The organism is Bacillus sp. RZ2MS9, from assembly GCF_001816185.2.
Taxonomy (GTDB): domain Bacteria; phylum Bacillota; class Bacilli; order Bacillales; family Bacillaceae_G; genus Bacillus_A; species Bacillus_A cereus.
This window is the reverse complement of record NZ_CP049978.1, coordinates 949,713-975,858: the sequence shown is the minus strand read 5'-3', so window position 1 is coordinate 975,858 and position 26,146 is coordinate 949,713. Positions and strand designations below refer to the sequence as shown.

Here is a 26,146-nt window from a genome sequence, read left to right as displayed (position 1 = left end):
AAGTGGACTACATCGTACAACAGCTTAAAAAAATGGGTTTTAATGAATATGAAGCTAAATCTTATGTATCTCTTGTGAAACAGGGGGCTGTCACAGCCTACCAAGTGAGTAAGGATTCAGGGGTCCCAAGAGCGCGAATTTATGAGATTTTAGGTAACCTTGTAGAAAAAGGAATTGTCATGAAGGAAGAAATAAATGACACCACCCGCTATTCACCTCTACCTGTTGAAATCTTTTTACAGAAGGCGCAAACAGAATGGCAATCTACTTACGAAGGAATAAGTGATTCATTAAAAAAACTAGAAACTTCCGAGGAAAAAACGGATAATCGAGTAATTACTTTAAAAGACAATCAAACAATCATTAGCTACTGTCAGACATTAATAAAAAAAGCAGAACGACGTATTGTCATTTCAATGTGGGATGAGATGTATGAAGCGTTAAAAGAAGATCTATCTGAAGTAGCTGATAAAGTTACAATACAAGGTATTACCCTACATGTTGAAGATCCCATTAAAAATCTAGAAGCCCATCGCATAACACCTTATACAGAAACCTTGTCTACAGAACATTGGTTTATTGTATCGATAGATTCTAAAGAGATGATTTATGGACCATCACTTGAAGAGCGTAATATTGCTTTTTATACAGATGACCCCGTTCATATATACTTATTAGAGGATTATGTATGGCATGATGTTTTAGTCAATCGACTTGTCCGACGTAGCCAAGATGACTTGCAGCAATGGATTACGGCAGAGAGAAAGTCTTTCTTTATGGGGAAATAAGAAACATATTCAAAGAATCAAAAATAAAGCATAAGTTAATGAAATAGAACACTTATGCTTTATTTTATTTACAAAGTGATACTCAAGTCTTTTAACTATTTCCCCTCCACAAACCGCCCAAACTCCTTCATAAACCTCAGCTTAAAACTCCCCACAGGCCCATTCCGGTGCTTCGCCACATAAATCTCCGTCATCTCTTTCTGCACCGTTTCCTTATCATAATAATCTTCGCGATACATAAGCATAATGACATCCGCATCTTGCTCAATTTGTCCTGTCTCTCTTAGATCAAATAAAAGAGGTGTCACCTTATAACTATGTGACACCTCTTTTTAAACATTTAATGTAGAATTGTTATTATTAGATCTTAAGTTTATTTTTCTTACAATTGCCGTTATTACCTTCATTAACAATAAGGGAATAATAGCTGCGTATATAATATATATAATTCCATATTTAATAATAACCCCTAATCCATCAGTATCTCTCATTATAAAAGTGACATAATCTACATTCTCAAACAGTTCAATAACATTAGTAAATAACCTAGTGGCTAGAGCTAAACACCCTAAATAGAATATATAAATGAGCAAAAAACAAACACATATATTATTATTTATTTATGTAAGAAACTAATTTATCAGATGTTATTTCCTTTAATTCTTTTAAATTCTCCTCTAGCATAACTAAATAATCTTTCAACTCGTTCTTTGTGTCAAAAGATCTCTCAGTATAAATAGCTTCAAAAAACAAATTACTTTTTTTATACAAATCAAAATGCTCTATTTCAACAACTATTTCAATAACCTCATCTTCTATCTTTTTTATTTCATCAAGTTTATTTTTAAATATTTGTTTTAATTCAATACTTAAATTTTGATTTAACAATAAGCCCTCCATACCTTTAATATTTCTTTGAATTTTATCAATCCTTCTTTTCAATATATGAAGCTTTATAACTTTCTTTTTTATACTCTTATTTTTATCCTTTTCTTCACTATTTGTGAAATTCCAGTAAATAGTTGCCATCGCCACAAGCATAGCACCAAAAGTGGAATTTGTAGATTTTATTATTTCAGCATTATTATTCATATTAAATCCTTGAGCAATTAATGAACTTATTCCTTCTAAACCAGCAAACAACCCAAAGTATAACAATATTGCTAGCAAACCAAATATTATAGGGTAAATTATCGGTTTTAAAAAAGTTAACTTCCAATTTATTTTTTCTTTAAACACAAAAACACTACTTTATCTGTATATTCAAATAAAATTATATCATACATAATATAATTTGAAGCTTTTATACACAACTCTCTCACAAAAGGATAAGGCAAAAATATAAAGAGAATAGGGAAATGCGTGGTATTTCTAGAAAATCATTGGATGCTCTTGGCAAAATAAATTAATGCATTTAATTAGATTATTTCAGATATGGAAGCCTACTACACAAACTGTAAGTCATGAAAATGTTTCGCAATCTTCTACCTGCCATGCTTTTCGTTGGCTTATCCCTTTCTATATTAATGCCGCCTTTCATCTCTTGCATCATTGGGGAACAATCTGGATTTATCGGCATTGTTTATTCAGCGATACTCGGATCCATTGCACTTATGTCCACATTAATGTCAGAGCGCATAAAAAAAAGAGCAATGACGAACATTGCTCCTCTGTTAATGAGATAAACGCTTCTCCCACTCTTTTACCTTTTCAATTGTTACATCTAATTTTTTAGCTATTTCTTCTACACTCATTCCTTTAAAGAGCATTCCAGCTGCCGAAAGTGCTTTATCAATTTCTTCTTGCTTCTCTTGCTCATATAAACGACCTACTTTTGTCATCCGTAACCACTCCTTTACCTTTTTATATGCCTTCTTCTATTTTATCATCCAATCTCCACAAACCGCCCAAACTCCTTCAAAAACCTCAATTTAAAACTCCCCACAGGCCCATTCCGGTGCTTCGCCACATGAATCTCTGTCATCTCTTTCTGCATCGTTTCCTTATCGTAATAATCTTCGCGATACATAAGCATAATGACATCCGCATCTTGCTCAATTTGTCCCGTCTCTCTTAGATCAGATAAAAGAGGGCGCTTATCTTGTCGTGCTTCTACGGAACGAGATAATTGCGATAATGCTACTACACAAACATTTAATTCACGCGCTAATAACTTAAGCTTACGAGAAATCTCACTAATTTCTTGAAATCGATTGCCCTTATGCTTCGGATCACCCGTAATAAGCTGCAAATAATCTACAATAATTAAAATCTTTTTATCACCGTGCTTCCTCTTTAACTTACGAGTTTGCATCCAAATATCTTGCACCGTAACGCCTGCATTGTCATAAATCTCAAATGGCAACTCACCAATCTCCGCAAACGCCTTACTTACCTTCTCCCAATCTTCCATCGCAAAACGATGCTTCGGATTTTTCAGCCTACCTCCTGACACTTCGCCTACGCAAGAAGCCATCCTTTTCAATAATTGCTTACTACTCATCTCTAACGAAAACAATCCCACCGCCGCTCCAGACTTCGCCGCATGTAGTCCAACATTTAGCGCAAACGCAGTCTTCCCCATAGAAGGACGCGCACCAAGGACGACAAAATCACCTTCCTGAAGTCCACACGTCATTTTATTTAACGATGTATAACCAGTCTCAATACCAGTAATCTCTTTCACATCTTGATGAAGCTCCTCATACAAATCAACTAACGCATCCTTCAAATCAAACTCACATACAGAGTCTTTCTCCTCTAACTCACAAAGTGCCGTAATCGTCTCACCGATAACTTTCTCACTCTTCTCCGCAATAAGACGCTCTCCCATCTTGTGCCCGAGAACACCAGCCTGATACATTTTCCACGCACCTCGAACAAGCCCCTCATAATATGAGAAGTTGCTAGTAGTAGGCACACCATCCATTAACCCTATAAAATACTCCATTCCCCCGATGCCCTTCAAAAAATTCGGGTCCAACCTAGAAGTGAAAGTCACAAGATCAATCGGTTGCCCCTCTCCTTCCATCTTTCGCATTAACTGAAATATAGACTTATGCACCGGCATCGAAAAATACTGCTCCGTCAAACGGCACTCCTTAATAAGCTCTCCATCAATTAGTAGAGAACCTAACACCGTCTTTTCCGCCTCCACATTTTGAATACTCATGGCCGCCACCCGCGCTCCGCTAAAAAGCGCTGCAACTCTTCCTCTGACGGCGCATTCTTCTCCCACTCCTCACACCTCGCCAAAAACTCCTCCGTCTCCCCCGTACTAACAGACGACTCCTTCTTCCGAAAGCTCGCCGTATCCGCCTCAACCTCAGAAACTTTCGTAAAACCTTTCCCATGCCAACCTCTCAAAATGCCCTTCACATAAGCAATCGTTCGCTTATTATTCTCAAACGCAATTTGAAGAGCCTTCAGCACAAGCTCCTCTGACAAATCTTCCATCCACGCACTCAGTTCCTCTACAGTATGAGGAGACAAACTACCGAAATGCTGCTCATAAAAAGAAAACACGCGACTTCCCGTTTCTTCCTCTATAACCTCTTCTTCCACCTCTGTCTCCTCACAAACTGGATCAACATCATCCACAGCTAAATCACTCGGCATACCAAAATGCGCTAAAAGCATAGGAACATTCAGCTCCTCCTCTACGCACTTCTGAAGAAACATATGTACAAACTCCTTATTCTTCACACCCTTAAGCTCACGAAGAACGCACTTCTCCACATTCGTATTCGTCACCGGATTATAACGAAGCCAATTTAAAACGAATAACTCTCTCGTATCCGCATCATAAAGAATCTTCCCATAATCAATGAAGCGCTGCACAAGCTTATCAACAGTCTCCCGATTATAACCCGTCTCCATCTCCGCTAACCGCTTCGGAAAAGGAAAAATCCCACACTGCGTCGTCTTCGAACAAGTTAACAAATACACATAAAAATACCGCTCCTCCGGCGTCAAATCCAAAACAAAATCATCCTGCCAAAAATTCACCTGCACATTACGATACACCGCCATCAAAGTTCCTCCCGTCTCCGTTCAAAAGTAAAAGCCCCTTCATAATATATATGGGAGGATGGCAGGGTTTTTGGCGTGTTATTTCAAATTTTTTTTGACTACTACTACGGTGTTTGTTGGTGTTTTTGTTTTGTTTTGTTTTTTCTTAGTGATTTATTACTTGGTAGGGGCTTGTAAGGGGCTTAGGAGGGGTTAGTTATCGGTTACTTCGATTAGAAAGACTCGATCTGAGAAGCCACCTCTTTCTTCTGCTTTCTTTTTTCGGATTTTGTTGATTTCTTCTAGTGTTGTGCCTTCGTGTTCGGCTAGGGCGTTGATTAGTTCTAGTAGGTCGGATAGTTCTTCTAGTTTATGTTCTTTTGTGTCTGCTTCTAGGTATTCGGTTAGTTCTTCTTCTGTTTTCTTGCAGATTTCTTTTATGTATTCGTCTTGGGGTAGGATTATTGTTGTGGGTGTTTTTCCGTTAGCTTTTATTATTTGTGGGATATTGTTTCGGATTAGTTTGTTGTAGGTTGGCATGGGAATTCCCTCCGTTTGGTTTTTCTTCTATTATAATGGAAAAGCAGTTTAACTAGGTGTTAAACTGCTTTGTTGCTTCTTATTAATTAATATCAATTTTTTCTACTAACATTGCTGGAATACTAATTTCGCCACCCATAGTAGATTTATAAGTATATATACCTGCAGATTTCCCCTTAACAGTAACATTATCTTTTTCTAACACTCTTGAATTTAGAATGTCACTTTTATAAACAACGTATAATACTTTATCGTAATTTCCATTAACCGCTATTCTTAATTGAGTCTCACCTTGTCCTTCCATTACTTGAAGAACTTTTCCTGTAAATTTAGCTTTCTTTCCTTTAAAATCATCCGGTGTTCTAGCTAATTGATCATATGTAATTCCTGTTTCATATCCAATGCGCTCTTCTTCCTCTTTTGCTGCTTTCTCCGCTGCTGCTTTCTCTGCCGCCGCTTGTTCTGCTGCTGCCTTCTCCGCTGCTGCTTTCTCTGCTGCTGCTTTCTCTGCCGCTGCTTTCTCTGCCGCTGCTTGTTCTGCTGCTGCCTTTTCCTCAGCTGTTAACTCTTTCTTCTGCTCAGCTTTAGCTGGTTTAGCCACAGCTTTTGTCTCTTCTGCCTTTTTCGTATCATCAGCAGTTACACCAACTAAAACAAACATTGCTATTACACCTATTCCATAGAACTTTAACACACTTTTTCTATTTCGTTTTCCTTCTTCTCCCCATCTAACTACTAATTGAGGTTTAATAATCCCAATAATTAATGCTATTAAGCATACAACAAATAATAATGCAAATAAAGTATTCAAATCGCTTATCCCTCTCACTTTTTTATTTAATTACAATTAATTTCATTCAAACTATATATTCCCATGTTTTAATGTTTTTTTCAATACAAAATTATTTGATTGATTTGTCAGATAATAAAAATTAACACTTATCAAATAAACTACCTGTAAAAATACTTATAAAGGTAGTAAACGGAAGGATTTGTATTACAATGATGATCAATGAAAAAAGAATAAAGCATGATATCGAAAATAGTTTTTAGTCTTAATAAAACAGAAAGACAGATTCCCCATTTTATTAATAGGGAAACTGTTTACTTACAGGCTATATTTTATTGATTGCTTCTTTTATATACTGTTCTTCCTCACCCGTAAAAAGAGTGGGGAATTCGGCTAATGGGATTTTTGATTGTTTGATTATATCCTCTATATCACTTTGAGAGATATCAAGGTAGTTCGTTACCTCTTCGATTAAGTTACAAAATTCCTTCAAAGTAACTTGAACATCATGATGACTCGGATCCTTCTCTTCTACCTTATACTTTTTCAACTTCCCTATCACATCCATAAAACGTCGATCAAACTTATCTTTTAATTCCTTATTATTATAAAACGTTTGAACACTCTCCTTTGAAAAATGTTCCTCTAACCATTCTTTATTTTCTTTCTCCCATATAAAAGTTTGAAGAAAAGAAGAAAACAAAGCAACATCCACTCGTTCTTCCTTTTGAAACTTCTTCGTCATCTCATCCATATGCGAAAGTACCTTCGCAATTCTTTCTTGCTCCGCCAAAAGCATCTCTCTTTGAAAATTCATTTGTCTTAAAAATTCTTCAGTCTCAATATCACGCTGCAATATAATATTTTGAATTTCACCAAGCGAAAAACCGAGATGCTTAAACGATTGAATTTGCTGTAACACATACAAATCATCTTTCGTATATAACCGATGCCCGCCTTCAGTATAATCACTCGGCTTTAATAAATTAATCTTGTCATAATAACGAAGCGTCCGCACCGTAACATCCCCAACACTTGCAAACTCACTAATCATCCACGCCATATCATCACCTACTCTACTAACTTCTCTCTCACATACTGAAGCATATGAGAAAAACTCATCTCATTCTGCCTACAATATTGAAACAAACCTACAACAAGTAACAAAAAAGGGACATTCCCTCTATAACGATTTTCATACTCGCTAATACCATCATAAAAGTACTCATATTTTCGTCTTCGTAAAACGATATAAACTGCAATAAACAACAATGCAATCATAACGAAAAATCGCTTTCCCCTTATCTCCACTTCTTGTTTCATCACCTATTCTCCTTCCAATGCATACTTATCTTCTTTAAATAACGGAATTCGAATGAAATAACGATACGGCTCGTCGCGTATTACTTTCCACGCAACAATGATCACTTGAAGGACCTCAAAAGCAAACACAATCCAAAACAAAACATCACTAATACGCGAACTAATATTAAATAGAAGAAAAATTAACAAGTGAAAGTTGAACGCCTTTCGGCAATGATATTTGTACACTTCATTTTTACGTGCCAGTGTGATGTACATGAGTAATGGTGAAAAGATTCCTATTGCGGCTGAGAGTAGTAGCATGATGATGGTGTTTCTTTTTTCTTTTGTGGTGGTTTTCATGAGTGGTTCGCTCCCCCCTTTTTGATTTGTCTTCTTTAGGTTAGGGGGTGACGTTGGGGGAGGTGCAAGGGGATTGTAGAGAAAAGATATTTACCTTGATAAGGTAGCGTTCGTGAATTTGAACCTCCTCGGGGTCATACGGATAAAAACCGTATCAATTTAGCTTTTGATGCGGTTTTTATTTGTTTGCTTTTATAATATATAAAGCTAGTGTTCACAGAATTGGTCACATTACCTACAAAATCTCTTCTATTTTTTAACTGCATCTTCTTGTATCGTTGATAATACCTGCGAATAGATGTCTAGTGTGATTTTGATGTTACTGCGTCCTAAGCGTTCAGAAATCACCTCCACGTTCACACCTTTACCTATTAGTAAGGTTGCATGCATATGAAGTAAATTCATGGAAGCGAATCTTTGGAACAGCAACTTTCTGAATCAAACCGTTTAGACTTCTTCTCACGTTAGCAGGATTGATTGGTGTTCCAGGAGGAGTACACATCACTAAGTCATTGTCTTGGTATTTCTCACCTTGACTCAGTTTCTCTTTCAATACGACTGCTCTGCGCTTTTTTGATTTCGCTATTGTGGATGCAGGTAATAGTATCTTTCTTGAACTTGATTTTGTCTTTCCTCCAAGCAAAAATGTCTTCCCATCATGACTTAACGTCTGGCTGATAGTTAAATGTTCCTTTTTTAAAACAACATCTTTCCACCGCAAGCCTAGTAATTCACCTTGTCGCATTTCAGTCACAAGAGCCATATGAAAAACGATAGAATATCTGCTATCCTGTACAACTTTCAAGAACAGTTGTACTTCCTGTTCATTCCACACCGTTAATTCTTCCCTATTAGCCTTAGCTAACTCCGTTTTTCCTGCAACATTTTTAGTAATTAACTCTAAATCTATTGCATGTTCAAGAGAATTCAGAATGATTTTAATTATTTTCTCGATTGTCCCTCTCTTTATTCTTCATCTCGCAGCGAATCAATATTTTTTATATACAATTATATTAATTTAGCTAATTTGATATTTCCCAGAGAAGGAATGATACGACTGTTTAAGTAGCCTTTCGGTACTTTCGCTGTTTGGATACCTACACCGTGCTTCTTGATATTGAACCAACATTCCAGATATGCACCATAGAGAAGTTTGCTAGGTTCTACGTATGTTCCAATATGGACTTCTGAAAGCAGCTTTGTTAAAGCATTTTCTGCTTCTTTTTTTGGTAATGAATGCCCTTTTCTTTTACCTGTTAAAGGGTCAATACCAATATCTACAATATAAAAAATACTTTCCTGTTTTTTTATCTTTTTTGATGCTTCCTTTTATCGTTAAGAGCCTCCTTGGAGCCCTTAACTGTGCTGTATATGGTAAGTTTATTATAGCGGATAATCTTACAAAAAGAGTATAAAACATTGGTAATACCTCCATTCGTTAGAACATTATATACAAAAGAAAAGAGACCCTGTAGGAGTCCCTTATAATTGATTTGCTTCCAGTTCATTCTTTTTAGTAAAAAATATATATGGTTAGATGTTCAAGCCACATAATTACTCGAACAATTATGCTTTTTATGAAAGAAAATCTGTTTTATTCTTTTCATAGCTATCATAAATACTAAGAAAATGCTCGCTTTTTACAACATTTCCTTCATAAAATCTTTTTAAATTTATGTAATTCTTTTTTGCCTTTTCTTTTACAGTCTCCTGTATATAATACGCAGTACACTCTTCGATAGATGGTATTGGAACTATCATTTCTTCGGATTCAGCATTTAAGTTGCCTTCATTATACATTATCAAGATACTAAACTTATAAATTGCTGGCATTATAGGGTCTCCAAAAGAATTTGCCAGCTTAATTTTAAACCTATCAACTCCATTAGGTGATATTGATTGTGATATCGAATAAGACTTACCTTCTAATCCTGACAATAACATATCATATGTGTATGACGATTCTACCCTATTAAAATTAATAATATATGGATTTTCCATTTCATAAAAATCATAAATTTTGAATACAATTTTTTTTAGAAATGCTACTTCATCACCAATATTTATAAGTTTAATATCTAAAATTGGAAAATCTTCCTCTTCTTCAACAATGTCTATATCTACTATCCTAATTTCGGCTTTTTTTTTTCACTTGAATTATTAATAGTAATAGTATGGTTTTTTCCCGAAACTACGTTACAGCGGTCAAAGGTACCACTATTATCTTGCCCATATGTATCCCTACCATTAGCTAACTTAAGTATGTTTTGTAATTGTGTATCATCATCAATAGCAGCTTCTAGAAACTTTTTACTTTTTTTGTAATCCTCTGGCATATCGTTTATTTTATTTACTATAGTTTCATATGACTTTTCATCAAGCATCCATTCTTTAAGTTGATTTTTTAAATATTCACCTGTTACGTATCCCATGCTTTTTATGCCATCCCACGCTATGCCCGATAATACTGTTGATGTTAAAAAGTCCATAAATTTCCCTCCAGCAAAAAAAATATATAAAGTACTAAATCATCAGAATACCGATTTTATTATAACATTAACAAAATATAATAAATAGTAATTTTTACCTCCCCCAATTACAAATGTCCTTTATTACTTTTTATAGAACTCACAGACACTCTCATCAAATATACCTATATAAAAAAGATATAGAAGATTAAGTCAAAAGCACCCGTTTCCCATGTAACAATGACCATACTTCTTTTCCTTTCTTGAGTGTAGGTCTTGTTTGTTGTGGATATAAAAGACGGTACAAATAAAAGGGCATTCCAAAGAAATACTCTTTTTCATCTCACCTTCCGCTCAAGAGTTTTATATTTTTCCCCAATCAAAATATATCTTCGCTAACATTTTCAATTTTAAATAAAACTCGACACTTTTTCCTTTCATTTACAATAATGCAATATAAAAATTTAAAGAATAACAATATACCCCTTTTCTAGCCATTACTCTTTCTCCTCGACTAGAGTTATTTTTACTGCTTCTTGAGTTTTGATTTTATCCCCACTATAACAAGAGAATACATAGCCCTCACCGCCAGTTGAAATACTATCTAAAGTTTTATTTACAGTAAGTCTCCTTACAGAATCTCGTACAATAAAGCCACCTCCTTGACCTATAGGAGTCACTCTGTAGCGTCCTGCAGGGATATCCTTGTCTACGATAAGTTCCCCCTCTGCTTCTAGTGTTATAGGCTTTTCCTCCTGCGTTTTACCGGGCATTGGTTCACGGATGCATCCATTATTAACCCAAACTCCATTCATATCCCTTTCACAATCATACTCGCCCTCATAAGGGTCATCATGAGTAGTGTCATAATATGAGTTTTCTGTTTTCTGTCCGAAAGGCTCATTCATAGAAGAATTTATAACCAATACAATGACTAGCACGAGAGTTCCAACGGTAAGCACTGTCCATAGTAATGCTTTTTGTCCCAATTCATTTCTAGTTTTTTTCGCTTGCTCCTTTAAGTCCCCTTTCAGAACCCATACAAGTACGCAAGCTATTAAGAAGGCTAATATTGCAGATATCATAGCGCCCATTACGTATCCACCTCCTTCTTTCAAAAAGGCTAACTCATAAACGTCCATCTCGTTTTCAGTTTCTTAGATTTCAAAAAATTTATCGTGATTCTCCCTAAAATTACTATATTAATATACCATTATTTCAATCTATCTATAACTTACAAAATATAAGATTCTAATTCGTACCATTTTTCATAACTTTCTCTTTCGAGAACCCTAATTCACAAGATTCTATTTCTTTTTCAGCTTCCACACTATCATATTTCTTCTCGGACACCCTGGATTTCCATACCATGTGCTAAATCAACCTATGCTTATTCTCTCTGCAAGTACTCCTCTGATTGTGGAAAATCCCCCCACCACACAAAAAAGGAATGAGTCACCTCATTCCCTTTACCATTATTATACAGACAGCTAAGCACATAATTTTGTAGTCACGAACTGGGCACATAGCTTGCAAAAATCACTGCTTTTTCAATAGAATTCCATTTACACAAGCCCTTGCCCTCCTTTTAAATCAACGTTTCCCTCCTAGCTCAGCAGGGAGAGCGCCACCTTGACAGGCTGGAGATCACTGGTTCCAGTCGGGGTCATACAAAAAAGCTTGGTTTTCAAGGGGGCTCATGTATAACAATTTGCTCCCTTTGCTGAAACAGTATTTTTAGGAAGAAATGAGGAAGAATATGTCCCCCCTATAATTAGCCATTAACTACTCATCTCTACACTACAATCAATATCACCTAAGTTTAATCTCAAATTATAATATCTAAGCTTACTCTAACAATAACCTAAATTGAATTTGTTTTTTTATTTCAATATAAACCCTATAATAATTCCATATATTACTCCTAACACGACAGAAACAAGTGTACCTAGTAAAAAATACTCTGCCCAATCTCTATCATCCATTTGTTTAAAACGTGCAAGTGATTTAGCTGTGAGAACAAATGTTAAGGCTGTGTATTGATTATTAATTACTAATACAATCACCAATATACGTTCAATGTAACCAATCATTTTCCCTCTTGAAAAATTTTGCCCTTTGACTACCAAATAAGTGTATTCTTCCGACATGCTAGCTTTTGAACTATCATCCTTGAAAATTCCGTCTTTATTAAAAGGATCTTTAAACGCATATTTCCCTTCAAACAGAGCAAGATGATTAGGTAATACCCCAAGTAATAATCTAATTATATGTCCACTTACTGTGGTTGTAATTATAAACATAATAATCAAAAACATAATAATATCTATTGGAGAAATAATGAGTTTATCACCCGGTACTAAATGGCACAAAATCAAAATTTTATTGATTACCTTTAATAAATCAATATCAAAGATAAAATAACAAATAAATAAAAGGGATAAGAAATGTAGAATCTGATCAACTACAAAAAGCCCTAACTCCCATGAATTTTTTTTATGTGCTTCTTTAAATTTACCTGTTAATTCTATTTTTATTATATCTATTATAAAATGCAGCACTACTATACATACTATTAGTAATAATGGTTGCACTAACATCTCTATAAAGACACTATGTCTTAACGCCAATATAATTAAAAATAAACCAAAAATTAACAAAACAATATACTGTTTTGTGGTTGCATGCATTTTGGGAACCGTTCCTGCTTCTTTTACACGGTTTATTTTTATTATATCTATCAAAAAAGCTATCACTACTAAACATAAGGTTGGTAATACCGCGTGCAACAACATCTGCAAGAACATTCCATTTTTTAAAGTGAACAAGATTAACAATATACAATATGTTACTATTGCATGATGAATTAAATGCAGTTTCAAATACTTACGTTTATCTTGAACCATTTTATCTGTTTGACAATAAAAGTCTGCTATTAAATGTGCAATAATTAATGCTAACAAAACCATTTTAAACGCTTCCCTCACCCTAAAATTTATTACGTAAATTCATTTACTTTACTCACCTTGTATATTTAATTCGGGATAAAACTTATCTAAGTTCCTTCTAATATGCTCTCTAATGATATTGTTAAGCACATTTGTTATTGATTTAATTTCTTCCACGTTTTTTTGACTGTTTATAGTTTCTGTAAGCACCAACGAATCTTGTAATTGTTCAAATATTTTAAATATCATCTCACTGTCACCTTTTCGGAAATGGCTCGAAATAGTTGACGATGTCTTATTCAATTCTTGTGCAATTTTTTTTTGTTCTTTAAATATTGTATATAAAGAAGAGATTAGCCTTTGCTGCTTAGTTTGATCATCCATTAACTTATTTTGAAGTTGTACCAATAAATTCATTGTATCTTGGAATTGTTTTCCTCTTTCAAAATTTGATACTTCCTCACATATATCGAAAATCACAGATGTATCTCTGTTGGGATTATTCTTAATTTTTTCATTCGCAATTCTTGCTCTTTTTATTAAAGGATGATTCCACCAATCAATTTCAATATGCTCTAGATCCTCCTCAATACAACCAAAAGATACACCAAAATAAGGCTTTTGATCATTGAATTTCCAATGCATCTCCATGTAAAAAGCAATTATATACGCTGTCGCATAGTGATCACCTACTAATAATATTTCATCTCCCATACGATGCTTTGCTTTTATTATTACCTCATTGTGACTCCAGCTATTTATAATACCCTCCCACTCTTTCAAATATCTAGTTAATTCATTCCAATCTCCTTTTGAAGTAGAATTGGTAACATCCATTATAAAGACTGAAACAGGCTTCTTCATAACTTACCTCCATACATCATTTTTATATACTGAATGACGAATTTAAATTTTTTAATTCAGCCATTTATATGTAATTATTAGTTATAATACTTTAATTATTAATTGGTAAGACTATTTTTAAACAATTAATAATTAAGGTATTTCTCATATGGATTATGCGTTTTCTTAAAGGATCATTAAAAACTCACTTTAATTTCTTATATTAATACTCTCTCTCGATTATTTCGTCTAATTATACTTCAATTCGATCTTTTCGTCGAGTTACACATTAATTCGATCTTTTCATCGAGTTGCACATTAATTCGATCTTTTCATCGAGTTGCATATTAATTCGATCTTTTCATCGAGTTGCACATTAATTCGATCTTTTCATCGAGTTGCACATTAATTCGATCTTTTCATCGAGTTGCACATTAATTCGATCTTTTCATCGAGTTGCACATTAATTCGATCTTTTCATCGAGTTGCACATTAATTCGATCTTTTCATCGAGTTGCACATTAATTCGATCTTTTCATCGAATTATATTCAACATAACTAATTTACATTATTAAAGATGCAAAATATAGGTTCTTTACTGTACTATGCGAACCATATATTTATCAGTGTAACTTTTCAACATCCCGAAAACACTTTGAAATTACTTTGTAAATAAAAAACTGCTTAAGTGTCTTCACCAAATTTACACATACAAAATATTACTCATTCATACGTCTTCGTTGTTAACTAAAATAAAATTGGCGAGCTTTATCTTTTTATATTTCCCAATCAAATTGAAGATAAATCAACTCATTAATATAAAATAGATAGTCCTGGGTTCTATTTCTATTTCGAGAGACCCATAACTCTTTCTCTACATTTTTTCAAAAACATCGTTAAACTGCTTAGTCCTAATAAACTCTTGAGCAATCTTCTCAAATAGAATATAGTTATTCTCTAACATTTAGCATCTCTAAAACTTCCCTAAACAACATCGATCCTCTCCCCACCACAAGAACCTCATTCTCATAACCAACCCAAACCTGAATACCCTGCAACATAATAGCTCTTAAAAGAAGAAGCCTCATCCAAATTACGACGATCCCACTCACCCTTAACTTGCTTCGTAAAAAGGCACAGCGTTTCCAAAGAATTCGTTCTTCTTTTGATTTCATGAATAGTTCTAGAATTTCTTGTACTTCTTTTAATAAAGACGTAGTTGTTATTGTGTATGTTTGAACGCCATATCCCACTGGACGTATGCGGTGATGCAGTTTTTCCCATGGATTTAGTTCAAGGTGTACATACCCATCGTTTTGTTGCAGTTGAATGTGTTTGATTTTTGCTAAGTATTGAATACCACCTTTTTTCTCTGTACCATTTTTTCGGTGCATATAATGCTATGGACTTTGCTTCTTGCCATCCTTGTTTTAACTGTGTGACTGGTAACTGATCTAAACCATTCTTTCTATATGTTTCATAGTCACTTTCAGTTTTTAAAATACCTACTAATATTTTTTCTCCTATTTACTAAAATTGGTTGCACTTCATATTAATTCTTGTGCAAGATAACTGTACAAAAAACAATCCAAATACTGTAATTTTTATGTATAATAAAAATTACAGTATTTGGATTATACAAAACACAGGGGGAGAAACTTTTGAAAAGAGACTTTACACTAAAGCCATTAAAAAATGAACAACTTAAACTTAGTATATTTTCACCTACGCACTTCCAAAAAATAAATAGGGTCGAAAAGATAATCGATCAACATATTCCTGGGATAACAGTGCTTTCTGGAAATAGGGGCGTCGGTAAATCTACTATTATGAATTATTATGTAAACCAATATAAAAATAAAAATAACTATCTATTTTTTAATTTCAATCTAACTAACAATAATAGTAATTTTTTTAGAGATATATTCACCTACATACAAAAGATAGACTTAGACATCAAAGAAATTGATTTAGAAATAAAACAAAAAATCGAGTCTCATATTGAATCATTAAAAGAAAAAATTTTTTATAATATAGTTCACGAAAAAATTAGCGATAAAGAATATGCTCTAACCAAAGAATTTAAAGCCCTTTCTGAATCCTCAATAAGTATTCCATTTAAGATTTTAGGGTTTAAGGCGAATATTTCTAAAAACACTTCTGACAAAAATATAGATAGATACAAAACAAAAATCATAAAAACAAAAAATTTCTATAAAGACGAAGTACAAAATGAGCTAATTGAAATCTTAAATCTTCTTGCAAATTATTATAAGATTTTTTTCATCCTAGACGAATTAGATAAAATGAATAACATAAGTTTTAATGAATTCATTTTAGAAAATAAGATACTTTTTTTAGAAAGTGATTTATCTTTTTTCATTATTATAGATAAAGAAAAATGTATAGATTTACAATACAATAATTCATTAATGACCTCTCTTGTTAGAGAATTCATTCACTTATCTAACTTAGAATGGTCTGAGTTTTTAATAATCGCTTCGAGAATGAATACTAATATTTCGGTAAATGAACTAAGAGAATATTTCTACAAGACACGGGGTAACTTTAGGGAATTAATTAACTTACAGCTTTCCAATAAAAATAATTATCTTACCTATAAACAAACCAAATTTCTGGAATGTTCTTTGTTATTTGAGTATTTTATGAACATTCCTTATATCCGTAATCTTCCCATATTAATTAAAGATTTTGTAAAAGATTTTTTACATGAGGTCCTAGATCTTTTTTTGCTCGTTGGTCCAATTAATAAAAACGAGCTTAATACAATCAGCGAAAAATATAATAATAATATTATTTTGCATTCCGTGATCACTAGATTAACATCTGAAATCATTAATCTTAAAAATTTTAAAGAAATCGTAGTCTCTGATGTAGTTTCATTAAGAGATGCGATAAAAAAATATCATACTCCTAAAGAACTATATTTCAATACATTTAATAATAAACTACACAAGTATAATATAGTTGAGTTCAATACACCCGAATTACAGGATTGGATATACTGGATCGACGCTTGGATAGATTCTATAGATTTTATTTGTATATGCAAACAGACAATAGACCCTGATGTGCAATCAATAAATTATCTTTCATATCATTGCAATGTTTTTGTTTCAAATAACTATATTGAACCAACTGTTTTTATAAATAATGATGGATTTGCATGGATCCATGAATATGGTGGTAGAGAAGATGCTCTGAAAAATCATTTAAACGAACTCGGATTGTTATATTTGGAGGTTGACTTAGGGAAGAATATTCTTAATAAAGATTTTTTTAAAAAGAAAACTAATTTAATAAATTTAGAAACAAAAATTAAAGAAAAATACGACTCGAAACTATAAGGTTCGAGTCGTATTTTTTTATTCCATTTTGAAAATTAATTATCAAATATATATCAAATTAATCTTTCAAAATAAATTAAGTAACTACTAGGATAAAGACTTTATTTAAAATATTTGTTATCCATCTAAACTTGTAGAATAAGCAGACTCCGAGAAGAATTAGACATCTGAATGCTTAATAAATTCCTCTATCTCCACTTTGACTGGATCAACATTCGAATAATATTTTGGACGATAGCCAATTAAATTAATTTTCGTAATCACATCATCTTCAACCGTAAAAGATAGAGTTTCAATACATTCTAATGTACCTGTTAATATAAGTGATGCAACTATCATTATACGTATCTTCAGCTTACTATACCCCTCATTTGTCAACTTTTCTAATAAATTAGGAATTACATTGATTTTCGCATTTGCAGGGTTAAGAATCATACTTTCAACTAAAGTAGCGTTATATCCATTCGGAATACTGCTTTCTCCAAATAAAATTCTTCTAATACGCAATATTGCTATTTGATCAGCGGATAAACTCTGGCCTAATCCACCTCCAACTGACATCTCAGACAAGAAATTATTTCGATTCTCCCCTGTACTTTTAAGATTAATCGTCAGAACTGTATTTTCCTTAGATGCTTTTATATCCACATGTTCTACCTTAACAACATCTGCTTCATTACGAATTGCAAATGGATACTTATTATAACCACGCATATCTTTTATAGCTTTTTCAATTCTATTTCCAGGGTTAAGAACCGTTATTCTATATTCACCAACCGCTACTTCTTGATACTCGTCATATTCTACTATTGTATTTCCTAACAAAAAGTTGGCTCCAGATCCTTCTATTAATTCTTTTTTAGGATCTTCTAAAACTTCAATATTCCCCATTTCTGTTCCTCTATTAACAACTCTTTTTAATAACAGTGGCTTTCCATTAAGTGTACTCTTTATAACTGGATCTTGATTTCCAAATTCTTCATTTAGTTTTTTACTTATGTAAGAATATAAATTATATACATCAATATCTCCATTTCGATCAGAGGCCTCCCCCTCTAAACCTCGAATTAAATAATCGGTAAATGCTCCATGACCTAATCGATCCCAAGCTCCTTGACTCTCTGTACATGCTGCAATAAGAACTTTTCCAGATCCTTTCACTTCAAGCCCCCTAGCCATTTCATTTTGTATCATTCTTGTTACAGCACCACTGTGACAAGTATCAAAGAAAGATAACACTGTATTCGCAAAGGTCTGATCGATTAAATCTTTCACTGTGTGCATCGGTATCATCGAGTTTCCTACCGATTGAACATCACCATCATAAGGAACAAAGTAGCCTTCGCCCTCAATAATCGCTCCATGGCCTGCCCAAAAAAGAAATAATACATCTGAATTACTAGCACCTTGGAAGAAAGAACTTAATGCGGCTTGTAAAATCGCTTTCCTCGAAATAGATCCATGAAAAATTTGAACATCTTGTTCCTCAAATAAAGAAGGAGATTCTAGAAGTAATCTTTTAATTTCCATGGCATCATTTACCGTATTCGGAAGGTGACTCACCTTTTTATATTGATCGACTGCTATAATTAATGCTTTATACAATTGGCTTCCCCTACCTCATCAATAATATCTTCTCTTTTACACAAAATGAAAACAATGTTCGTTAGCATTGTTTTTATCCTCTAACTAAATCATGCCACTTAATACAACTGCCGACTCTTTAATAAACCCTTTCCAACAATCTTCTTTCTTCGCCCATTGTGTTACGTTTTGATCACCTGCAGATTCTCTTAAGTAATTTAAAGCATTATTTGCTATTGTTCTTACAACATCATCCCATTTATTTGAAAGTGCCTGATGCTGCCAAACTTCTATTAAATCAATTTCCTCACCATATAAATAATTTAACATCGCGACTGTATAATAGATCACGTTTGCTCTATAACCTTTTAGCTTCATACTTTCCACAATTCCAGTTACAAATGCATTAATAATCTTTCTAGCAATCAGCTTTTTATAGTACTCATTATCAATACTTAGAATACTCTTGATTACTTCACCTTCATCATTTGTAATAGAACTTTGTTTCCAATATAGACTATTGAGGTCCATAAAACGTTTGAACGCTTCTTCCCCACCTTTACTAGACACATATGGGAATCCTTCCCAAGACATGAAATATTTCGCCATTTCTACTTTTGTTATGACGTTTTCTTTTGGGTACATTTTCTTAAAAGCAGTTTGTTCTTTCCCTTTTGAACGTCTACCAATATCAACCATATACTGTCCACGCGCACGTTCGAAATACCACTTAGATTCTTCTTTACGATTATCCTGTGTCGGGATCCATATATTGCGGGAAAACTTTTCAATATCAGACATAAAACGAGTATTCGCAAGTAAATCTGATTTATTAATTTTATTTTGTGTATTAGCATATTCAGATATTTTCGATATCATTTCATCTTCAAACACATGTCGATCCATTTGAGTATCATTATTTTCTATCTCTTGCGGAACATTTATGATAGTAAGCTTTGTTTGTACATAAACTCCTTCTAAATCAATATCATTTTTATATGCTTGATGTATAGACGCGGTTGTTTGTCCACCATTAACGATCTGCCAGCTTGTTAGTGTCTTGATACTAAATAAATTAGAGTCCCCGATTCTTTCAATATCCCCTGCCTTAGCAACACTTGAAATACCATTGTTATAAGCAATAAATAATTCACGCTGCCTTGCATCCTTTAGCGTATCTCTTATTCCTTTATTTGTTCCACCACGTGCTTGTAAAAAAGAACGGACATTTCGTTCAACTAGTTTCGGTCCCCATTCATCATACAATTGAGCTAGGAGCTTCGCTGGGATAACACCAATATAACAATCTATTAATCCATTCTCATTTTCATTTGGAATATGCATCATTTGTAACACTGAACCGTATTCTGATTCAAAATGTATATCGAATTCTCGTATACCTTGTTCAGCTTCCGATAATTTAAATACACGATCCATATCCCAAACATGTACATTTACGGTTTCTATGTTAGGAATAGTTAAATCAATAGGTTTATTTGAAAGATAAAATTTACTTGTAATTACATAAATATTAATCTCCTCAATCTCGCCCTTTTTATCCACAATCATTTTTGTCACATCATAATATTCCATGGAACGATCCGCTAATTGTAAAATTTGTTCGGCACTTGTATAAAAACGCTTTGCTTTATTGGCATATTCCTTCAAGAATGTCATGTTTGCAATAGGCAATTCACTTTCTTCAAAAAAAGGTTCATATTCTACTACATATAAATTCAAGGTATTTATATCTTCTTGATATAAATAGCCATTTAGTTGAACCTTGGATTCTTTCTTGCTGAAATACATAATCGCTGGCTCATCTTCAATATTTATAAACGGTAACATCTCCTGTAAAAAAGGATTATGCCTACTACCTAAAACTCTTCCCTTTTGTTCAATTGTGTCAATAAATTCATAAAAAAAATCTAATTTCCTTTTAGTTTCATTCACTCCGGATCACCCTTATTTCAAATTAAATACATCTTCTAACGAAACCTTAAAATTATTACAATGTGATAAATCTATTGAATATGAAACATTAGTAATACCTATTGGTAAATTTTCCGAAGTCAACTTTGGAAAATTCGCATTCGCATTATATGCTAACTCTTCATGTACAAAAAAATAATTTTCATCATAATCTTCGCTCATTACCCCAACCTCTAATAGTAGATCGTTAAATTTTACCGCTAATGAAGGTGCTCGCTCAATAAGTTGTTTTTCTATTGCTTCAATTATGTTTTGAAGAGACTTACCTACTGATTCATTTACTTCAACCTTTAATACATATAAAAACAATCTATCAGTAACTGGATTAAGCTCTAATTGTTTTTCATTCGAAATTTTAATTTCATCTCTTATTCTAGGTGCCACGGTTTTAATTTCTACACCACTATTTTTACTCACAAAATCTATTCGATTTTTTAATGGACCTTTCCAATCTTTAATAATCAATGGAGGCTCTTGCGGGAAATTCTCAAGCCATTTATTAATATAATAAAGCTCTCCAAATAAACCCATTTCTTCTTCAAGAGTTAATTTAGAATCCCATTTCCGCTTGAAAAAGTTATGCCAACGATCTAAAACCTCATATACTACTGTATATAATGGTAACTCTTCTTCTATTAAAATATGATCTACTAAATTTTGTAGCACTCGCTCAAAAATTTCTTCGCCTTCCTCTACAATTTGAGAAATGACTAAGAAATTTTTTTCTTTTAATGGGCCAATTTGAGAAAAATACTCTTGTCCTATATCAATACCCCGCCATTTTGGGAAAGATTGTAATTGCTCTTCATCCCAATTTTCATTCGTAATATCAACATAAATTCTTCGTTGTAGATTTAATAGATCTATCCCAATTAATATAAATGGTTTTTGAAAGTAAATAGGCTCTAAACGGTAAACATCATCTGATTCCTCATTTTTTAATTGTTCGATTAATAACTTGAATCTTTCTGAGATATTAATCATTAGAAGCACCCTTTCCAACTGTATTATTGTAAATATAGTCGCCCTTTTCTCCAACTCGTTCTCCAGATTTAATACCTGTAACTGATACTACATCTGGGAATGAAAATGCTAAACCAATTGGAACAAGATTTTCATTAAAATCAATATTTAATGTTTTAAATGATTTAACTTGAGGATGCAATGGATAAATTAAAATAAGTGGATTTTCATTTTCTCTTAACTTTCTATTCTTTTTTTTATCTATAGTCTTATGTTCAATATCAATAAACTCTTGATTTGCTGCAACAATGGCTCCTAAGTCTACAGTACCAATCCCTTTACTCTTTGCATAATTAACACTACGAATAACTGCACTTTCTATTGATATCTTTCCTAAATTGACCTTCCATGGGGTAATACCATAATCGATTGTCTTCTGACTTCTTAATGTAGCCTCTGTTATATCTACAACAGCTACATTGAATTTCTCTAACAATTTTTCCTTATTCATTTTGCCAATATAATCAGCAATTTTTTTGCTATTAACAATTCTTGCTGAAGAAATCGTTTTGTAATTCTTCAAAAAGCTTATAATAAATTGACTAGGAACATCTTTCGCAATATGGTACTTAGTATCTTTTCTATATAGTTTAAAATCTTGTTCTATATTATTAATAAACTGAAATGTAGCTTCCATATTATTCATATAGAACTCTTTATTTTTTTCAAAACTACGTGTTTGCTGCATTGTTCCTGTATAATCAATAAGCGATTCAGCTGTTCCCATTTTTGCTGGGCTTGTAACCTTCATTGTCTTATGTTTTAACATCTTTATCGCATACTCTTCAGGCGTCGCACCATCTTTTGCTAACTTTTCGAATTCTTCCCTTAATTCCCTCATGACTCTAGCAAGATATTCAAAGTTTTTAGCAATTTCATTACTCGTATAAATACGACATAAATCCATATACCCATTACGAAAACCAAACCAACGCCCCATTTGCATTAATGTATCATACATAGAACTACCACGATAATAGTAAGAAATAGTTAAACCTTCCAATGTCAAACCGCGTGATAATTTATTGCCTCCGATTGCAATTACATATAATCCATTTTCTTTATATTTATCATACTCAAGGACTTCTTCACTTTCTCCGTTAATCTCCATTACTTCAATTTTTCTTGCTACATCTTTAATTTCTTTATAAATCTCACCCCAAGTAAACACTTGAAATTCGTTATAACACTCGAAATTATTTTGAATTTCCAAAAAATCATTTTCATAAAGGTATTTTATTTTATTTATATATTCACTTTTTGAATTATATATTAGGTCATTTGATAATTTTTTATAGAAGTCTTTAATAACACCACACATAGAATTTTGAACATCTGTAAGTCTTGATGTGTGAATTAACATTGAATTATGATTACCACGCTGACCTCTTAGGTTTCTAATTGCTGTAGAAAGTAAAAAGGCTAACATAGATTCCTGCATAGATTTAGGAACCTCAGTAAAGAATCCTGCATCCTCTTTTGTTCTAAGTTTGTCTAATATAGAAATATCATCTAAACTTAAATGTCTAATAAACATTGGCTTATTGTCATCCGTATAACCTGTTGTATTGAAATATTCTGCTGGGCCACAATACGCCTCTGGTTTAGGTAATCCAATTGCAAAATCCTTAGGATATAGATCTTTACCAACTTCAGCGTGATCGGCATCCGCTTTAATTAGTAAATTAGCGAATGGTGTGGCTGTATACCCAACATAAGATTTTTTATTAAACAAACTTAGTAGTTGTCTAATCAACTGATTAATCTTACTAGGATCATCCACCTTATTCCCCGAAGCATCAACACTAGCCTGATCTGCTTCATCATCTACTATTAGCACTGGTGGTTGCATACCTGAATGATTAATACTACGTTGTAATAGTTCAATTAATTTAGGGAGTACATCTTTTTGTTTCTTTACCACAAGTAATATTGGTTTATCTAAATTTTTAATACCAATTGCATTATTAGTAGAGATATCATCTTGCACTGTAGTCCAAGTCTCAATTTGTGTACCATCATTTCTAATAACTGCTACCCCTTTTTTCTCTCCAGTAATTGTATCTACTGTTCCAACCACTTCACGTTCTAAGCGCAATTGTGTTTGAGAACGCAAGTCATTATGCATACCAGCTAAAACAATTACTAGTTTATATCCAACATCAAAAGCCTTATTAATTAGGCCTGTAAAATTTGCTGTTTTTCCAGATTGTACATACCCTAAAACTAAACCTCTTTTATCGAAGTCTTCTTTACCTTTCGGATTACCAAGGCTTTTCAAAATATCATTTGTTGTTGAATCAATAGTTTCAACTGTATCTTGGGACCATTCTTTAATTTCTTTTAAATATCTTTCATAACGCGGCCAAAAATAAGAATAGTTAGGATGTGCTTCTTTAAACCACGGATGATTATCTTTACTTCTCATCACGCTTGCTTTCTGAACATTTATTGAAGCATATTTTGAATAGACTTCTAAAGATATACTTTCTAACATATCCGCATCCAAACCCATATATGATTTGATAATCTTCTTTCTAGCCGTTTCCATAGCTAGTTCTAATGGTCTATCTATACCAGTATTCTTAAAAGCAATGTATAAATTTTCTACAATGCCTAGATATTCATCACGTATTACTTGATACATCTATATCCACTTCTTTCTCAATAATTGTTCTAATTGTATAAATCTCTATACCTTCAAATCCCGCCATCATAGAAATTGTTTCCGCAACCTTTTCAGCATCTAATTGGATACCTGTACTAAATAAGATTTCAGCATAATCAATGATTAATTTTTTTGATTTTTCATCAATCTGCTGCACTTCTTTTTTTACCATATTAGCGGTTTTCAAGAGATTATTAGGCGAACCCAGTTCAATCAATTTAAGATATACGTTTAACTTTCTTCTCACATCATCATTAACTGTTTTTAAAATATCGGTTAATACCGGATGTGTTCGATTTAAAATATAAACACTGTTCACATCATCACTAGCTAGTTCCCATGTATTTAAAGTACCCTTTATTTTCTCACCTGTTCGAGTAGCCTTTGTACGATATAACATTATTTCCTTTGATAGCTGTCGATAATATTTTGCTATTGCCATTAAATCTTCTTTAGCTTCATCCGGAATAGAAACAACAGACTTTTTCACATCGATCTTCCAATCATCGTCAGCTTCATTTGAAAATTCTACTTTTATCCTAACTAGTTCTGACGGCACCTCCTTCGAAAACATACCAAACCAGTCTCCAAAACTAACCAATCGATTTTCTCGATATATATAAAATCCTTGTTGATCACGCCAACCTTTTACACCACCAGCATACTTATAATCTACTTGATTAAATGTAGATGGATGTGGCAAAACATATGGGGTAATTTTGACTAACTTTTTATTTACCCTTATTACTTGCTCTTCTCCTTCAATTCTTCTCTGGTTTCCTTCTAAAAATGGATTCCAAGGATATAAGCTATTTCCATTTATAGTGATTAACAATCCCTGCTCTAGCTTTATATGAAAAACCATTTCTAAATATTTATGTATACGCTTTATTTTTGAATAATAGCTCTCTTTCTTCAATATTTTATGTGTCCCAAATCCACAAAATCTATCTAATCTATCTATAAAAATAACAGTACCATTCTCTTCCTTTATATGGCCCACCTTATCCTTAACTTCAGCGGGAATTGATTTGAATAAGAGCCATTCATTTTCGTCACTAACATAGTCTAAATCCCAACAACGCTCTGAAACTATTCCATCTTTTTTGGTAATAATACATAATCTTTTCCCTAAGGAAAAAGATGCTGTTTTTAATCCCATCCCAAATCTCCCTAGTTCCTCTTTCCCCCTCTTATCCCTAGGATCCTTTGAACCAATCGTCATCGCTTTTTGTAATTCTTCATCTGTCATACCAATTCCATTGTCTTCTATTCTGATATACCCATTTCCCATATCATATTCAAATTCAAGATGAACATATGTAGCTTTTGCATCAATGCTGTTATCAACAATATCAGCAATTGCTGTTCTTGCATTATAACCAATACTTCTCAAAGCCTGAATTACAGGAGTTGCAGAAGGTTCTGTATAAATTGTATCCATAATAACCACCCATT

General features: G+C 33.0%; 22 protein-coding genes and 4 pseudogenes. 3 read left to right on the top strand and 23 right to left on the bottom strand.

Annotated features, from left to right (window positions below; translation table 11 throughout):
• The first annotated feature begins 2 nt into the window (after positions 1-2).
• On the top strand, positions 3-788 hold the full coding sequence (locus tag BHV55_RS05025; RefSeq protein WP_070757273.1) for a TrmB family transcriptional regulator: 786 nt from the start codon (positions 3-5) through the stop codon (positions 786-788).
• A 95-nt stretch (positions 789-883) separates the two neighbouring features.
• On the opposite strand, the pseudogene BHV55_RS05020 reads toward BHV55_RS05025, so the two are convergent.
• The 3 genes and pseudogenes from BHV55_RS05020 to BHV55_RS05015 all read right to left on the bottom strand — a co-directional run.
• Positions 884-1,090: pseudogene (locus tag BHV55_RS05020) on the bottom strand (DnaB-like helicase C-terminal domain-containing protein); the annotation flags it as partial.
• Between the two features lie 30 nt (positions 1,091-1,120).
• Positions 1,121-1,372 (bottom strand): annotated as a pseudogene (locus BHV55_RS27835) (hypothetical protein); the annotation flags it as partial.
• Between the two features lie 28 nt (positions 1,373-1,400).
• Positions 1,401-2,027: a hypothetical protein gene (locus BHV55_RS05015; protein ID WP_070757275.1), complete on the bottom strand. Its 627-nt coding sequence runs from the start codon at positions 2,025-2,027 to the stop codon at positions 1,401-1,403.
• A 230-nt stretch (positions 2,028-2,257) separates the two neighbouring features.
• On the opposite strand from BHV55_RS05015, the gene BHV55_RS05010 reads away from it, so the two are divergent.
• The gene (locus tag BHV55_RS05010) at positions 2,258-2,473 is read left to right on the top strand and encodes a hypothetical protein (protein ID WP_436628426.1); all 216 of its coding nucleotides are present in this window, start codon (positions 2,258-2,260) and stop codon (positions 2,471-2,473) included.
• On the opposite strand, the gene BHV55_RS05005 is transcribed toward BHV55_RS05010, so the two are convergent.
• The 15 genes and pseudogenes from BHV55_RS05005 to BHV55_RS04930 all read right to left on the bottom strand — a co-directional run.
• Positions 2,462-2,629 (bottom strand): hypothetical protein, encoded by a 168-nt coding sequence (locus tag BHV55_RS05005; RefSeq protein ID WP_000169783.1) that lies wholly within the window; start codon positions 2,627-2,629, stop codon positions 2,462-2,464. The genes BHV55_RS05010 and BHV55_RS05005 overlap by 12 nt on opposite strands.
• 44 nt (positions 2,630-2,673) lie before the next feature.
• The gene (gene dnaB, locus BHV55_RS05000) at positions 2,674-3,960 is read right to left on the bottom strand and encodes a replicative DNA helicase (protein WP_070757276.1); all 1,287 of its coding nucleotides are present in this window, start codon (positions 3,958-3,960) and stop codon (positions 2,674-2,676) included.
• A complete protein-coding gene (locus BHV55_RS04995) occupies positions 3,957-4,820 on the bottom strand; it encodes a DnaD domain-containing protein (protein WP_070757277.1) in 864 nt (287 codons plus the stop codon). Before BHV55_RS04995 ends, dnaB begins: the two co-directional genes overlap by 4 nt.
• Positions 4,821-5,012: 192 nt before the next feature.
• Positions 5,013-5,339 (bottom strand): nucleoside triphosphate pyrophosphohydrolase, encoded by a 327-nt coding sequence (locus tag BHV55_RS04990; protein ID WP_070757278.1) that lies wholly within the window; start codon positions 5,337-5,339, stop codon positions 5,013-5,015.
• A gap of 82 nt (positions 5,340-5,421) precedes the next feature.
• Positions 5,422-6,150, bottom strand: coding sequence for a hypothetical protein (locus BHV55_RS04985; protein WP_016122017.1), 729 nt, complete (start codon positions 6,148-6,150; stop codon positions 5,422-5,424).
• A gap of 304 nt (positions 6,151-6,454) precedes the next feature.
• Positions 6,455-7,192: a MerR family transcriptional regulator gene (locus BHV55_RS04980; protein WP_061664124.1), complete on the bottom strand. Its 738-nt coding sequence runs from the start codon at positions 7,190-7,192 to the stop codon at positions 6,455-6,457.
• A gap of 8 nt (positions 7,193-7,200) precedes the next feature.
• A complete protein-coding gene (locus tag BHV55_RS04975) occupies positions 7,201-7,452 on the bottom strand; it encodes a hypothetical protein (protein WP_000808316.1) in 252 nt (83 codons plus the stop codon).
• A gap of 3 nt (positions 7,453-7,455) precedes the next feature.
• Entirely contained in the window at positions 7,456-7,794 is a 339-nt protein-coding gene (locus tag BHV55_RS04970; protein WP_070757279.1) for a magnetosome magnetite crystal formation protein family, read from the bottom strand.
• Between the two features lie 235 nt (positions 7,795-8,029).
• Positions 8,030-9,127 (bottom strand): annotated as a pseudogene (locus BHV55_RS27715) (site-specific integrase).
• Between the two features lie 242 nt (positions 9,128-9,369).
• Positions 9,370-9,627 (bottom strand): hypothetical protein, encoded by a 258-nt coding sequence (locus tag BHV55_RS04955; RefSeq protein ID WP_070757280.1) that lies wholly within the window; start codon positions 9,625-9,627, stop codon positions 9,370-9,372.
• A 290-nt stretch (positions 9,628-9,917) separates the two neighbouring features.
• Positions 9,918-10,283, bottom strand: a complete 366-nt coding sequence (locus tag BHV55_RS04950) for a hypothetical protein (protein WP_070757281.1) — start codon at positions 10,281-10,283, stop codon at positions 9,918-9,920.
• A gap of 476 nt (positions 10,284-10,759) precedes the next feature.
• A complete protein-coding gene (locus BHV55_RS04945; protein WP_070757282.1) occupies positions 10,760-11,356 on the bottom strand; it encodes a hypothetical protein in 597 nt (198 codons plus the stop codon).
• 789 nt (positions 11,357-12,145) lie between these two features.
• A complete protein-coding gene (locus tag BHV55_RS04940; RefSeq protein WP_070757283.1) occupies positions 12,146-13,231 on the bottom strand; it encodes a DUF3307 domain-containing protein in 1,086 nt (361 codons plus the stop codon).
• Between the two features lie 48 nt (positions 13,232-13,279).
• Positions 13,280-14,074, bottom strand: a complete 795-nt coding sequence (locus tag BHV55_RS04935; protein ID WP_070757284.1) for a hypothetical protein — start codon at positions 14,072-14,074, stop codon at positions 13,280-13,282.
• A gap of 929 nt (positions 14,075-15,003) precedes the next feature.
• A pseudogene (locus BHV55_RS04930) lies at positions 15,004-15,574 on the bottom strand (restriction endonuclease-like protein); the annotation flags it as partial.
• A gap of 140 nt (positions 15,575-15,714) precedes the next feature.
• Between BHV55_RS04930 and BHV55_RS04925 the strand changes: the two are divergent.
• Positions 15,715-17,421, top strand: coding sequence for an AAA family ATPase (locus BHV55_RS04925; protein ID WP_070757286.1), 1,707 nt, complete (start codon positions 15,715-15,717; stop codon positions 17,419-17,421).
• 159 nt (positions 17,422-17,580) lie between these two features.
• Here BHV55_RS04925 and BHV55_RS04920 read toward each other — a convergent pair whose 3' ends face one another.
• The 5 genes from BHV55_RS04920 to BHV55_RS04900 all read right to left on the bottom strand — a co-directional run bounded on the left by BHV55_RS04920 (position 17,581) and on the right by BHV55_RS04900 (position 26,132).
• A complete protein-coding gene (locus tag BHV55_RS04920) occupies positions 17,581-19,026 on the bottom strand; it encodes a caspase family protein (protein WP_070757287.1) in 1,446 nt (481 codons plus the stop codon).
• 84 nt (positions 19,027-19,110) lie between these two features.
• On the bottom strand, positions 19,111-20,958 hold the full coding sequence (locus BHV55_RS04915) for an AIPR family protein (RefSeq protein WP_070757288.1): 1,848 nt from the start codon (positions 20,956-20,958) through the stop codon (positions 19,111-19,113).
• Positions 20,959-20,970: 12 nt separating this feature from the next.
• On the bottom strand, positions 20,971-21,981 hold the full coding sequence (locus BHV55_RS04910; RefSeq protein WP_070757289.1) for a PD-(D/E)XK motif protein: 1,011 nt from the start codon (positions 21,979-21,981) through the stop codon (positions 20,971-20,973).
• A complete protein-coding gene (locus BHV55_RS04905) occupies positions 21,974-24,667 on the bottom strand; it encodes a Z1 domain-containing protein (RefSeq protein ID WP_070757290.1) in 2,694 nt (897 codons plus the stop codon). Before BHV55_RS04905 ends, BHV55_RS04910 begins: the two co-directional genes overlap by 8 nt.
• Positions 24,648-26,132, bottom strand: coding sequence for an ATP-binding protein (locus BHV55_RS04900; RefSeq protein ID WP_000379807.1), 1,485 nt, complete (start codon positions 26,130-26,132; stop codon positions 24,648-24,650). The genes BHV55_RS04905 and BHV55_RS04900 overlap by 20 nt, the downstream gene beginning before the upstream one ends.
• Positions 26,133-26,146: the final 14 nt, after the last annotated feature.

Coding starts and splice junctions, on each gene's coding strand:
- dnaB (WP_070757276.1), bottom strand. CDS start 3,960: ATGAGTATTCAAAATGTGGAGGCGGAAAAGACGGTGTTAGGTTCTCTA.
- BHV55_RS04980 (WP_061664124.1), bottom strand. CDS start 7,192: ATGGCGTGGATGATTAGTGAGTTTGCAAGTGTTGGGGATGTTACGGTG.
- BHV55_RS04910 (WP_070757289.1), bottom strand. CDS start 21,981: ATGATTAATATCTCAGAAAGATTCAAGTTATTAATCGAACAATTAAAA.
- BHV55_RS04900 (WP_000379807.1), bottom strand. CDS start 26,132: ATGGATACAATTTATACAGAACCTTCTGCAACTCCTGTAATTCAGGCT.
- BHV55_RS04955 (WP_070757280.1), bottom strand. CDS start 9,627: ATGCCAGCAATTTATAAGTTTAGTATCTTGATAATGTATAATGAAGGC.
- BHV55_RS04935 (WP_070757284.1), bottom strand. CDS start 14,074: ATGAAGAAGCCTGTTTCAGTCTTTATAATGGATGTTACCAATTCTACT.
- BHV55_RS04945 (WP_070757282.1), bottom strand. CDS start 11,356: ATGGGCGCTATGATATCTGCAATATTAGCCTTCTTAATAGCTTGCGTA.
- BHV55_RS04905 (WP_070757290.1), bottom strand. CDS start 24,667: ATGTATCAAGTAATACGTGATGAATATCTAGGCATTGTAGAAAATTTA.
- BHV55_RS04940 (WP_070757283.1), bottom strand. CDS start 13,231: ATGGTTTTGTTAGCATTAATTATTGCACATTTAATAGCAGACTTTTAT.
- BHV55_RS04990 (WP_070757278.1), bottom strand. CDS start 5,339: ATGCCAACCTACAACAAACTAATCCGAAACAATATCCCACAAATAATA.
- BHV55_RS04995 (WP_070757277.1), bottom strand. CDS start 4,820: ATGGCGGTGTATCGTAATGTGCAGGTGAATTTTTGGCAGGATGATTTT.
- BHV55_RS04975 (WP_000808316.1), bottom strand. CDS start 7,452: ATGAAACAAGAAGTGGAGATAAGGGGAAAGCGATTTTTCGTTATGATT.
- BHV55_RS04950 (WP_070757281.1), bottom strand. CDS start 10,283: ATGGACTTTTTAACATCAACAGTATTATCGGGCATAGCGTGGGATGGC.
- BHV55_RS04970 (WP_070757279.1), bottom strand. CDS start 7,794: ATGAAAACCACCACAAAAGAAAAAAGAAACACCATCATCATGCTACTA.
- BHV55_RS05005 (WP_000169783.1), bottom strand. CDS start 2,629: ATGACAAAAGTAGGTCGTTTATATGAGCAAGAGAAGCAAGAAGAAATT.
- BHV55_RS05010 (WP_436628426.1), top strand. CDS start 2,258: ATGTTTCGCAATCTTCTACCTGCCATGCTTTTCGTTGGCTTATCCCTT.